This is a genomic window from Streptomyces thermovulgaris (assembly GCF_002155915.1).
Classification (GTDB): Bacteria; Actinomycetota; Actinomycetes; order Streptomycetales; family Streptomycetaceae; genus Streptomyces; species Streptomyces thermovulgaris.
Genome location: NZ_MUME01000064.1, coordinates 1 through 12,500, shown reverse-complemented (window position 1 = coordinate 12,500; position 12,500 = coordinate 1). Strand labels below are relative to the sequence as shown.

Here is a 12,500-nt window from a genome sequence, read left to right as displayed (position 1 = left end):
TCAACCAGGCTGTGATCCGGGGGTGTCCGAATGGGGAAACCCGGCAGTCGTCATGGGCTGTCACCCGCTGCTGAACACATAGGCAGTGTGGAGGGAACGCGGGGAAGTGAAACATCTCAGTACCCGCAGGAAGAGAAAACAACCGTGATTCCGGGAGTAGTGGCGAGCGAAACCGGAGGAGGCCAAACCGTATACGTGTGATACTCGGCAGGGGTTGCGTGTGCGGGGTTGTGGGAGTTCTCTGGATCGGTCTGCCGGCCGGTCGGCGAGTAAGAAACCGTATGGATAGGCGAAGGGCATGCGAAAGGCCCGGCGTAGAGGGTAAGACCCCCGTAGTCGAAATCTGTGCGGCTCGCTTGAGGATGTCCCAAGTAGCACGGGGCCCGAGGAATCCCGTGTGAATCTGGCGGGACCACCCGCTAAGCCTAAATATTCCCTGGTGACCGATAGCGGATAGTACCGTGAGGGAATGGTGAAAAGTACCCCGGGAGGGGAGTGAAATAGTACCTGAAACCGTGTGCCTACAAGCCGTGGGAGCGTCGGACATCAGCTTGCTGGTGTCTCGTGACTGCGTGCCTTTTGAAGAATGAGCCTGCGAGTTTGCGGTGTGTTGCGAGGTTAACCCGTGTGGGGTAGCCGTAGCGAAAGCGAGTCTGAAGAGGGCGTTTGAGTAGCACGCTCAAGACCCGAAGCGGGGTGATCTAGCCATGGGCAGGTTGAAGCGGAGGTAAGACTTCGTGGAGGACCGAACCCACCAGGGTTGAAAACCTGGGGGATGACCTGTGGTTAGGGGTGAAAGGCCAATCAAACTCCGTGATAGCTGGTTCTCCCCGAAATGCATTTAGGTGCAGCGTCGTGTGTTTCTTGCCGGAGGTAGAGCACTGGATAGGCGATGGGCCTTACCGGGTTACTGACCTTAGCCAAACTCCGAATGCCGGTAAGTGAAGCGCGGCAGTGAGACTGTGGGGGATAAGCTCCATGGTCGAGAGGGAAACAGCCCAGAGCATCGACTAAGGCCCCTAAGCGTGCGCTAAGTGGGAAAGGATGTGGAGTCGCTTAGACAACCAGGAGGTTGGCTTAGAAGCAGCCATCCTTGAAAGAGTGCGTAATAGCTCACTGGTCTAGTGATTCCGCGCCGACAATGTAGCGGGGCTCAAGCGTACCGCCGAAGTCGTGTCAATCCAGCATGTGGGTTAACGCCCGCTGGGTTGGGTAGGGGAGCGTCGTCTGCCGGGTGAAGCGGCACCGGAAGGTAGTCGTGGATGGTTGACGAGTGAGAATGCAGGCATGAGTAGCGTTTCACACGTGAGAAACGTGTGCGCCGATTGACCAAGGGTTCCTGGGTCAAGCTGATCTGCCCAGGGTAAGTCGGGACCTAAGGCGAGGCCGACAGGCGTAGTCGATGGACAACCGGTTGATATTCCGGTACCCGCTGTGGTGCGACCAGCATCGAATCCAGTGATGCTAAGCCCGTGAAGCCGCCGGCTGATTCTTCGGATGAGGTCGGATGGGTGGAGCCGGTGACCCGAGCTGGTAGTAGGTGAGCGATGGGGTGACGCAGGAAGGTAGTCCAGCCCGGGCGGTGGTTGTCCCGGGGTAAGGGTGTAGCCCGAGTGGTAGGCAAATCCGCCACTCGTGAGGGGTGAGACCTGATGCCGAGCCGATTGTGGTGAAGTGGATGATCCTATGCTGTCGAGAAAAGCCTCTAGCGAGTGTCATGGCGGCCCGTACCCTAAACCGACTCAGGTGGTCAGGTAGAGAATACCGAGGCGTTCGGGTGAACTGTGGTTAAGGAACTCGGCAAAATGCCCCCGTAACTTCGGGAGAAGGGGGGCCAGCTCTGGTGATGAACCGCGCGTTCTGAGCTGGGGGTGGCCGCAGAGACCAGCGAGAAGCGACTGTTTACTAAAAACACAGGTCCGTGCGAAGCCGTAAGGCGATGTATACGGACTGACGCCTGCCCGGTGCTGGAACGTTAAGGGGACCGGTTAGCCGGCTTTCGGGTCGGCGAAGCTGAGAACTTAAGCGCCAGTAAACGGCGGTGGTAACTATAACCATCCTAAGGTAGCGAAATTCCTTGTCGGGTAAGTTCCGACCTGCACGAATGGCGTAACGACTTCTCGACTGTCTCAACCACAGGCCCGGTGAAATTGCACTACGAGTAAAGATGCTCGTTTCGCGCAGCAGGACGGAAAGACCCCGGGACCTTTACTACAGTTTGATATTGGTGTTCGGTTCGGCTTGTGTAGGATAGCTGGGAGACTGTGAAGCCTTCACGCCAGTGAGGGTGGAGTCGCCGTTGAAATACCAGTCTGGTCGTGCTGGATGTCTAACCCGGGTCCGTGATCCGGATCGGGGACAGTGTCTGACGGGTAGTTTAACTGGGGCGGTTGCCTCCTAAAGGGTAACGGAGGCGCCCAAAGGTTCCCTCAGCCTGGTTGGCAATCAGGTGTTGAGTGTAAGTGCACAAGGGAGCTTGACTGTGAGACCGACGGGTCGAGCAGGGACGAAAGTCGGGACTAGTGATCCGGCGGTGGCTGGTGGAAGCGCCGTCGCTCAACGGATAAAAGGTACCCCGGGGATAACAGGCTGATCTTCCCCAAGAGTCCATATCGACGGGATGGTTTGGCACCTCGATGTCGGCTCGTCGCATCCTGGGGCTGGAGTCGGTCCCAAGGGTTGGGCTGTTCGCCCATTAAAGCGGTACGCGAGCTGGGTTTAGAACGTCGTGAGACAGTTCGGTCCCTATCCGCTGTGCGCGTAGGAGTCTTGAGAAGGGCTGTCCCTAGTACGAGAGGACCGGGACGGACGAACCTCTGGTGTGCCAGTTGTTCTGCCAAGGGCATGGCTGGTTGGCTACGTTCGGGAGGGATAACCGCTGAAAGCATCTAAGCGGGAAGCCTGCTTCGAGATGAGGACTCCCACCCACTTGATGGGGTAAGGCTCCCAGTAGACGACTGGGTTGATAGGCCGGATCTGGAAGCCAGGTGACTGGTGGAGGTGACCGGTACTAATAGGCCGAGGGCTTGTCCTCAGGTGCTCGCGTTCACTGTGTTGGTTCTGAGACAACGAACGGTTGCCGGCAGTAGAGCTGACAAGTAAACAGTGTGCTTGTTCGCTTGAAACCTTGAGGGTTTCGGTGGTTATAGCGTAGGGGAAACGCCCGGTTACATTCCGAACCCGGAAGCTAAGCCTTACAGCGCCGATGGTACTGCAGGGGGGACCCTGTGGGAGAGTAGGACGCCGCCGGACAATTTTTGGATGACCCCTGGTCGCCAGCGTTCAGCTGGGGCCAGGGGTTATTTCGTTTCTCCCCGGAAGAAGTGCAGAAATACAGAAGACAGGAGTCACCGATGTCCACCAACTCTCCCGACGAGCGCCCAGAGCGCGAACAGCGACGCCGGGACGGTGGTGGCCGCGGTGACCGCGGCGGCTACCGCGGAGGCTCCCGTCGTGGCAGTGACCGTGCCGGCTACGGTCGCCGCGACGACAGGTTCGAGCGTGGCGAGCGCGGTGGCTTCCGTCGGGACGATCGGCGTGAGGGCGATCGCGGGGGACAGGGCCGCCGCGACGATCGTGACCGTGGCTTCCGTCGTGAGGATGACCGTTCCTTCTCCCGCCGCGACGACCGAGGCGGCTTCCGCCGCGACGACAGGTCCGAACGCGGCGAGCGCGGTGGCTTCCGCCGTGGAGGCAACCGTTTCCTCTCCCGTCGTGACGCCCGGCGGGACGACTGGTGGGACGACCGGCGCCGCGACGACGACCGCGGCCAGGACCGCCGTGACGACGACCGTGGGGGCCACCGCGGCCGTGACGACCGCGGACACGGTCCCCGTCGTGACGATCGCGGCAGGCGACCCGGCGGTTTCCGGGGCCGTGACGGCCGGCGCGGCGGTCGCTTCCGTACCGAGCGGGACCGGAGCCGGAGCCGTGACAGGGACCGCGAGCCGATCGAGCGGCTGCCGATCCCGCAGGAGGTCACCGGCGAGGAGCTCGACAAGGACGTGCGGCAGGAACTGCAGAGCCTGCCGAAGACGCTCGCCGAGGAAGTGGCCAGGAACCTGGTGATGGTCGCCCGGCTGATCGACGAGGACCCCGAGTCCGCCTACGCCTACTCCAAGGTGGCCCTGCGGCTGGCGTCCCGGGTCGCCGCCGTGCGGGAGGCGGCCGGATTCGCCGCGTACGCCAACCAGAAGTACGGCGAGGCGCTCGCCGAGTTCCGCACGGCCCGCCGGATGACCGGCAACGTGGACCTGTGGCCCCTCATGGCCGACTGCGAGCGCGGACTCGGGCGGCCGGAGAAGGCGCTGGACATGGCCGGGGCGCCCGAGGTGCAGAAGCTGGACAAGGCCGGTCGGGTGGAGATGCGGCTCGTCGCGGCCGGCGCCCGACGCGACATGGGCCAGCTGGACGCGGCCATCGTGACGCTGCAGACCCCCGAGCTGGCCGCCAAGTCCGTCCAGCCGTGGACCGCGCGGCTGCGGTACGCCTACGCCGACGCGCTGCTCGCCGCGGGCCGGGAGAAGGAGGCACGGGAGTGGTTCGCCAAGGCCGCCGAGGCCGACCGGGACGGCAGCACCGACGCCGCCGACCGGCTGGCCGAGCTGGACGGTGTGGAGTTCACCGACGCGCTCGACGAGACCGCTGACGACCTCGACGACATCGACGAGGACGTCGACGGCATCGGCGGAGTCGATGAAGCCGACGAAGGCGACGGGACCGACCGGACCGGCAAGGCCGACGTGCTCGACAAGGCCCCGGAGGCCCGCGAGGAGCACAAGGCCCGCGAGGACGGCCCGAGCGACCGGGGCGGTCGGCAGGAGGAGCGGGAGAAGCCCGAGGAGGGCGACAGGGACTGACGGTCCCCCTTCCGTCAGAGGTCCAGCGCCCTCAGCACCAGCCCGGAAGCCGGCTTCGGCCCGAACGACGTCGACTTCCGGGGCAGGGTGACGCCCTGACGGGCCAGGTCGCGGACGACCTCCTCGCGGACCGGGTGCAGCAGGACGGCCGTACCGCCGTCCTGCTCGGCCTTCTCCACGGTGGCCGCCGTGTCGTGGATGTAGGCGACGTGGGCCGGGGAGTCCTCGGGGATGCCCCAGATGTGCTCGAGGAGCGTGGCGTGCAGGACCGTGGTGTCGAGAGTGCGCCAGGCGGCCGGGTGCCCGGCGGGGACCGTGCGGGCCAGCAGGTCCGGGTCCGGACGGTCCACGAGGTGGAAGGCGCCGTCCCCGGCGAGCAGAAAGGCGTTGCCCTCCTCGGCCGCGTCCGCCAGCGCCGCCAGCGCCTCGCCCAGGGGCTTGTCCAGGTGCCGCACCCGGAACCGGCCGGCCAGCGCGGCCAGCGCGTCGGCGACCGGCAGACCGTGCAGCAGACGGTGGATGGCGCGGACCCGGAGCGGGTAGCGGGCCGTGTCGACGAGGAGCACCAGGCCGTAGTCCCAGGCGCTGGGGGAGGGATGCTCCGCGCGAAGGCACCGATAGGTCGCCCAGCGGTGATGACCGTCGGCGATCAGGGCCTGGTACCGGGCCAGGTCCTCCTGGACGCCGGCCAGGGTGGCGGGGTCGGTGATGGACCACAGACGGTGGCTGAAGCCGTCCTCGGTGGTCGTCGACAGCAGGGGAGGCCGCTCGGCGGCGCGCTCGACGGCGACGGCGGCGGCCGACGAGCCGTTGCCCCGGTAGGTGAGCAGCAGCGGTTCGAGGTTGGCCCGGGTCGCGCGCATCAGGGCGGCGCGGTCGGCGACGACGTGCGGCATCACGTCCTCGTGGGGCAGCACCACGTTCTCCGCCGGGTCCGACACACGCAGAGCGCCGATCAGCCCCCGCTGGAGCAGCCCGTCGCCGTCGCTCTGCTCGTAGACGTACAGGCCCGGCTCGGGGTCCATGGTCAGGACGCCCTCGGCCAGCCAGCGGCGCAGGGTGTCGGCGGCCTGCTCGTTGCGGGCGCTGGGCGTGTCGGCCTGGGGCAGGATCAGCCGGACGATGTTGTGGGGGTCGGCGGACTCCAGATGATGCAGGCCGTCGGGCCGTACGACGACGTCGTACGGCGGGGATGTCACGGCCGCCAGGCTGCCGACCCGGTCGGGGTCGTAGCGAAGGCCTCGGAACGGGATGAGCTCGAGGCCCCGGCGCGGTGTTGCCGGTGGGTGACCTGCAGTGTTCATCCCGGCATCGTACGGGTGTCGGCGGCATGGGAGATGATCGGGGGAGAGCCGGTGTCTAAGGAGCGGATGCGGAATGAGCCAGGGCGTCAGGACGAGGCCCGAGAGCAGTGCACAGGCCCTGAGCAAGGCATATGACACGGCCCTGCTCGATCTGGACGGGGTGGTGTACGCGGGCGGGAACGCGATCGCGCACGCGGTCGACTCGCTCATCACCGCCCGAGCGGGCGGCATGCATCTGGCGTACGTCACCAACAACGCCCTGCGCACCCCGGACGCGGTGGCCGCGCATCTCACCGAGCTGGGCATACCGGCCCAGGCGTCCGACGTGGTCACCTCCGCGCAGGCGGTGGCCCGGCTGATCGCCGATCAGGTGCCACAGGGGTCACGGGTGCTGGTGATCGGCGGGGAAGGGCTGCGGGTGGCGCTGCGCGAGCGCGGACTGGAGCCGGTGGAGTCGGCCGACGACGACCCGGCCGCGGTGGTGCAGGGCTACGGCGGTCCCGAGATGACGTGGGGACGCCTGGCGGAAGCGTGCTACGCCGTCGCACGCGGGGTGCCCTGGTTCGCCTCCAACACCGACCTGACGATTCCGGGCGCACGCGGGATCGCACCGGGCAACGGAGCGGCGGTCGAGGTGGTGCGGATCGCCACGGGCGCCCGGCCGCAGGTGGCGGGCAAGCCGCTGCCGCCCATGCACCGCGAGACGATCCTGCGCACCGGGGCGAAGCGGCCGCTGGTGGTCGGGGACCGGCTGGACACGGACATCGAGGGCGCGTTCAACGGAGGTGTCGACTCACTGCTGGTCCTGACCGGGGTGACGGACGGGGCACAGCTGCTCGCCGCACCGCCGCAGCACCGGCCGACGTACGTCGACGCCGATCTGCGCGGTCTGCTCACCGGGCAGCCGGAGGTCGCCCGGGAGGGCGACGGATTCCGGTGCGGCGGATGGACGGCGCGGGCGGGGGCGGAGCAGCTGGAGCTGACCGGCGACGGCGAGGTCCTGGACGGACTGCGCGCGCTGTGCGCGGCGGCGTGGACGGCGGGCGGCGAGAACGCGTGCGCGCTGGACGGGGGGAAGGCACTGGCACGCCTGGGGCTGTGAGACCGGCGCGGGGCGCCGTGCGGCCGCGGCCGAGGACACGCGCCGGAACGCGCCGGAACTCGTCAGAAATGAAGAAGCGCCGGCGGCCCGGCCACGGCTAGCGTGACCGCCATGGACGTCAGGGGAGGCACAGGGAACATGACCACGACAGCGGACACGCAGCCGGCCGCGCCGCACGTCGCCGACAGCCACGACCTGATCCGTGTGCTCGGTGCACGGGAGAACAACCTCAAGGACGTCGGCGTCGAGATCCCGAAACGCCGGCTGACGGTGTTCACCGGCGTCTCCGGCTCGGGCAAGAGCTCGCTGGTGTTCGACACGATCGCCGCGGAGTCGCAGCGGCTGATCAACGAGACGTACAGCGCCTTCGTACAGAGCTTCATGCCGACGCTGGCGCGGCCCGACGTCGATGTGCTCGAGGGGCTGACGACCGCGATCATCGTCGATCAGCAGCGGATGGGCGCCGACCCCCGCTCCACGGTCGGCACCGCCACCGACGCCAACGCGATGCTGCGCATCCTCTTCAGCCGGCTCGGGCAGCCGCACATCGGCTCGCCCAAGGCGTTCTCCTTCAACGTCCCCTCGATGAGCGGGGCGGGCGCGGTCACGCTGGAGCGCGGCGGGAAGACCGTGAAGGAGCGGCGCGAGTTCAGCATCGCCGGCGGCATGTGTCCGCGCTGCGAGGGCCGGGGCACGGTCTCCGACATCGACCTGACCCAGCTCTTCGACGACTCCAAGTCGCTGTCCGAGGGGGCGCTCACCGTCCCCGGCTACAAGCCGGGCGGCTGGAACTACCGGCTCTACAGCGAATCGGGCCTGTACGACCCGGACAAGCCGATCCGCGACTACACCGAGAGCGAGCTGCACGACTTCCTGTACCGCGAGCCGACCAGGATGAAGATCGCGGGCATCAACATGACCTACGAGGGGCTGATCCCGCGGATCCAGAAGTCGTTCCTCTCCAAGGACCGGGAGGCGCTGCAACCGCACATCCGGGCGTTCGTGGACCGGGCGGTCACCTTCACCGCCTGCCCCGAGTGCGACGGCACCCGGCTCAACGAGGCGGCCCGGTCGTCGAAGATCAAGGGCATCAGCATCGCCGACGCCTGCGCGATGCAGATCAGCGATCTGGCTGCCTGGGTCCGCGATCTCGACGAGCCCTCGGTGGCACCGCTGCTCACCGCGCTGCAGCAGACCCTGGACTCGTTCGTGGAGATCGGTCTCGGCTACCTCTCCCTCGACCGGCCGTCGGGCACGCTGTCGGGCGGCGAGGCACAGCGCGTCAAGATGATCCGGCACCTCGGCTCGTCGCTGACCGATGTCACCTACGTCTTCGACGAGCCCACCGCGGGCCTGCACCCCCATGACATCCAGCGGATGAACGACGTGCTGCTGCGCCTGCGGGACAAGGGCAACACGGTGCTCGTGGTGGAGCACAAGCCGGAAGTGATCGCGATCGCCGACCATGTGGTCGACCTCGGCCCCGGCGCCGGTACGGAGGGCGGCACCGTCTGCTACGAGGGCACCGTCGAGGGACTGCGGGCCTCCGGCACCGTCACCGGCCGCCATCTCGACGACCGGGCCGCCCTGAAGGAGACGGTGCGCAAGCCGACCGGCACGCTCCCGATCCGCGGCGCCACCACCCACAACCTCAAGAACGTCGACGTCGACATCCCGCTGGGCGTGCTGTGTGTCGTCACCGGGGTCGCCGGATCGGGCAAGAGCTCGCTCATCCACGGGTCGATCCCGGCCGACGCGGGGGTGGTGTCGGTCGACCAGAGCGTGATCCGCGGCTCCCGGCGCAGCAACCCGGCGACGTACACCGGACTGCTCGACCCGATCCGCAAGGCTTTCGCGAAGGCCAACGGGGTGAAGCCGGCGCTGTTCAGCGCCAACTCCGAGGGAGCCTGCCCCACCTGCAACGGCGCCGGTGTCATCTACACCGACCTGGCGATGATGGCCGGGGTCGCCATCACCTGCGAGGAGTGCGAGGGGAGACGGTTCGAGGCCTCGGTCCTGAACCACCGTCTGGGCGGTCGCGACATCAGTGAGGTGCTGGCGATGTCGGTGACCGAGGCGGAGGAGTTCTTCGGCACCGGCGAGGCGCGCATCCCGGCGGCCCACAGGATCCTGCGGCGGCTGTCCGACGTCGGGCTCGGCTATCTGACCCTGGGTCAGCCGCTCACCACGCTGTCCGGCGGCGAGCGGCAGCGGCTCAAGCTGGCCACCCACATGGCGGAGGAGGGCGGCATCTACGTCCTCGACGAGCCGACCACCGGTCTGCATCTCGCGGACGTCGAGCAGCTGCTGGGCCTGCTCGACCGGCTCGTCGACTCCGGCAAGTCGGTCATCGTCATCGAGCACCACCAGGCCGTCATGGCGCACGCCGACTGGATCATCGACCTGGGTCCCGGCGCCGGTCACGACGGCGGCCGGATCGTCTTCGAGGGCACGCCCGCCGACCTCGTCGCCGCCCGCTCCACCCTCACCGGTGAGCATCTGGCGGCCTATGTCGGCCGCTGACCGCAGCAGACAGGACACCTGGCCGAACGCCGAGGAGGCTAGGCTAACCTAACCTCGTGTTGGTCGACAGTCCTGCAGAAGTGCGCGCGGCAGCCGCCGCGCCCCCACGGCGCGTGGCGGCACGCTCGCTGGGGCTCCTTGTCTCCGTCGTGATCCTGGCGCTCGTCGCCCTGACGAGCATCGCGGTCGGAGCCAAGGAGCTGTCCCTGACGCAGGTCTGGCACGGCCTGTTCCAGGACACGGGGACCTACGGCGACGTCGTGGTCGGCGAGCGGCTGTCCCGCACGGTCCTCGGCCTGCTCGCCGGAGCCGCGCTCGGGCTGGCCGGGGCCGTCCTCCAGGCGGTGACCCGCAATCCGCTGGCCGACCCGGGCATCCTCGGCATCAACGCGGGCGCGTCCGCCGCCGTGGTCACCGCGATCACGTTCTTCGGCGTGACCAGCCTGAGCGGCTACGTCTGGTTCGCCTTCCTCGGTGCCGCCGCCGTGGGCGTGCTGGTGTGGTTCCTCGGCGGCAGCCGGGGCGCCACACCCGTCCGGCTCGCCCTCGCCGGCACCGCGCTCAGCGCCGCGCTCTACGGCTATCTCCAGGCCGTGATGATCATGGACGGCGCGGCGCTGGGCAAGATGCGCTTCTGGACCGTCGGCTCGCTCACCGCCGCCACCGACGCGGTCATCGTCCAGGTGCTGCCGTTCTTCGTGATCGGCACGGTGACCGCCCTGCTGCTGGCCCGGCCGCTCAACGCCCTGGAGATGGGCGACGACACCGCGCGCGCCCTCGGCGCGGGCCTCGACCGCACCCGGGCGCTGGCCCTGTTCTCCGCGACCGTGCTGTGCGGGGCCGCGACCGCCGCCTGCGGGCCGATCGTGTTCGTCGGGCTGATGGTCCCGCACGTCGTGCGCTCCTTCACCGGACCCGACCTGCGCTGGATCCTGCCCTACGCCACCGTCCTGTCACCCGTGCTGCTGCTCGGCGCGGACGTCGTGGGCCGGATCGTCGCCCGGCCCGCCGAGCTCCAGGTCGGGGTCGTCACCGCGATCATCGGCGGCCCGGTGTTCATCCTGCTCGTACGGCGGCGGAGGACGGCCCAGCTGTGAAGACCACCGGCACTCGCCCACCCGTGAAGACCTCCGGCACTCCCCGCGCCGTACGGGTCCTGCGCACCCCGGGCGGACTGTCCGTCCGCCTCGACCTGCGCACCTGCACGGTCGTCGCCCTGCTCGTCGTCGCCGCGCTCGCCGCGAGCGTGGTGCTCATCGGCACCGGCGACTTCCCGATGTCCGCCGCCGACGTCCTCAGAACGCTCGCCGGCGAGGGCAATCCGGGGCAGGAGTTCATCGTCCGCGAACTGCGGCTGCCCCGTGTCCTCGTCGGGCTGCTGGTCGGCGCCTGCCTCGGCCTCGGCGGCGCCCTGTTCCAGTCCATCTCCCGCAACCCGCTGGGCAGTCCGGACGTCCTCGGCCTCTCCCAGGGGGCGACGGCCGGCGCGCTGATCGTCATCGTCCTGTTCTCGGGCAGCGCCGCCGCCGTCACCCTCGGGGCGCTCGCGGGCGGTCTGACGACCGGCCTCGCCATCTACCTGCTCGCCTGGAAGCGGGGCGTGCACGGCTACCGGCTGGTCCTGGTCGGCATCGGCGTCAACGCGGTCGCCACCGCCGTCAACGGCTATCTGATCACCAAGGCCGACTTCGTGGACGCCGCCCGCGCGGTGGTCTGGCTGACCGGCTCCCTCAACGGCCGCGACTGGACCCAGGTCGGGCCGCTGTTCGCCCTGTGCGTCGTGCTCCTCCCGCTCGTCCTCGGCTGTGCGCGCGGGCTGCGGATGCTGGAGATGGGCGACGACATCTCCTACGCCCTCGGAGTGCACGTCGAGCGTGTACGGCTGCTGATGCTGGGCTCCGCCGTGCTGCTGGTGGCCGCCGCCACCGCCGCCGCCGGTCCCGTGAGCTTCGTCGCCCTGACCGCGCCGCAGCTCGCCCGCCGCCTGACCCGCTCGCCCGGCCCCAACCTGATGCCCTCCCTGTGCATGGGCGCCGCCCTGCTGGTCACCGCCGACTGGGCCGCACAGCGCGCCTTCGGCGCCGACCAGCTGCCCGTCGGCGTGGTCACCGGGGTGCTCGGCGGCGTCTACCTGCTGTGGCTGCTGGTCACCGAGCGCAGGGCCGGCCGCATATGAGCGTCCTCAGCACCGTGAACGACCGAAGGAGCACCGTGAGCCGCCTGACCGCCGACAACGTCACTCTCGCCTACGACCAGCGGGTCATCGCCGAGCAGCTGTCGGTGGAGATCCCCGACAACTCCTTCACGGTGATCGTCGGCCCGAACGCGTGCGGCAAGTCCACGCTGCTGCGGGCGCTGTCGAGGATGCTCAAGCCCGCCCAGGGCCGGGTGCTGCTCGACGGGCAGGTCATCCAGTCGATGCCCGCCAAGAAGGTCGCCCGGACGCTCGGGCTGCTGCCGCAGTCCGCGATCGCGCCCGACGGGATCACCGTCGGCGACCTGGTGGGCCGGGGCCGCTACCCGCACCAGGGCATCCTGCGCCAGTGGTCGGCCGAGGACGAGCGGATCGTCCGGGAGGCCATGGAGCGGACCGGGGTCGCCGAACTCGCCGACCGCCATGTCGACGAGCTGTCGGGCGGCCAGCGCCAGCGCGTGTGGATCGCCATGGCCCTCGCCCAGCAGACCCCGCTGCTGCTGCTGGACGAGCCGACC

8 protein-coding genes and 2 rRNA genes (1 of these 10 running past the window's edge) are annotated in these 12,500 nt (G+C 68.5%); 8 read left to right on the top strand and 2 right to left on the bottom strand.

What is annotated here, in order from left to right:
• A 23S ribosomal RNA gene (locus tag CCN35_RS06760) occupies positions 1–3,034 on the top strand; it begins 88 nt to the left of the window's first position.
• 101 nt (positions 3,035–3,135) lie between these two features.
• Positions 3,136–3,252, top strand: a 5S ribosomal RNA gene (rrf, locus tag CCN35_RS06755).
• A 95-nt stretch (positions 3,253–3,347) separates the two neighbouring features.
• Here the strand turns inward: rrf and CCN35_RS28280 are convergent.
• The gene (locus CCN35_RS28280) at positions 3,348–3,827 is read right to left on the bottom strand and encodes a hypothetical protein (RefSeq protein ID WP_067397959.1); all 480 of its coding nucleotides are present in this window, start codon (positions 3,825–3,827) and stop codon (positions 3,348–3,350) included.
• A gap of 177 nt (positions 3,828–4,004) precedes the next feature.
• Here CCN35_RS28280 and CCN35_RS06745 point away from each other — a divergent pair, with 177 nt between their 5' ends.
• Positions 4,005–4,859: a tetratricopeptide repeat protein gene (locus CCN35_RS06745; protein WP_236560854.1), complete on the top strand. Its 855-nt coding sequence runs from the start codon at positions 4,005–4,007 to the stop codon at positions 4,857–4,859.
• A 14-nt stretch (positions 4,860–4,873) separates the two neighbouring features.
• Here CCN35_RS06745 and CCN35_RS06740 read toward each other — a convergent pair whose 3' ends face one another.
• Positions 4,874–6,163: a DUF1015 family protein gene (locus CCN35_RS06740; protein ID WP_086791831.1), complete on the bottom strand. Its 1,290-nt coding sequence runs from the start codon at positions 6,161–6,163 to the stop codon at positions 4,874–4,876.
• Positions 6,164–6,236: 73 nt separating this feature from the next.
• On the opposite strand from CCN35_RS06740, the gene CCN35_RS06735 reads away from it, so the two are divergent.
• From CCN35_RS06735 to CCN35_RS06715, 5 genes are all read left to right on the top strand, one after another.
• On the top strand, positions 6,237–7,265 hold the full coding sequence (locus CCN35_RS06735) for an HAD hydrolase-like protein (protein ID WP_067397957.1): 1,029 nt from the start codon (positions 6,237–6,239) through the stop codon (positions 7,263–7,265).
• A gap of 138 nt (positions 7,266–7,403) precedes the next feature.
• On the top strand, positions 7,404–9,788 hold the full coding sequence (locus CCN35_RS06730) for an ATP-binding cassette domain-containing protein (RefSeq protein WP_067397953.1): 2,385 nt from the start codon (positions 7,404–7,406) through the stop codon (positions 9,786–9,788).
• Positions 9,789–9,844: 56 nt separating this feature from the next.
• Positions 9,845–10,885 carry a FecCD family ABC transporter permease gene (locus tag CCN35_RS06725; protein ID WP_067397951.1) on the top strand — a complete coding sequence of 347 codons (1,041 nt, stop codon included), beginning with the start codon at positions 9,845–9,847 and terminating at the stop codon, positions 10,883–10,885.
• Positions 10,882–11,964, top strand: coding sequence for a FecCD family ABC transporter permease (locus CCN35_RS06720; protein ID WP_079129930.1), 1,083 nt, complete (start codon positions 10,882–10,884; stop codon positions 11,962–11,964). The genes CCN35_RS06725 and CCN35_RS06720 overlap by 4 nt, the downstream gene beginning before the upstream one ends.
• The coding region (locus CCN35_RS06715; RefSeq protein ID WP_143631405.1) for an ABC transporter ATP-binding protein at positions 11,961–12,500 on the top strand (540 nt) is incomplete at its 3' end. The genes CCN35_RS06720 and CCN35_RS06715, both read left to right, overlap by 4 nt.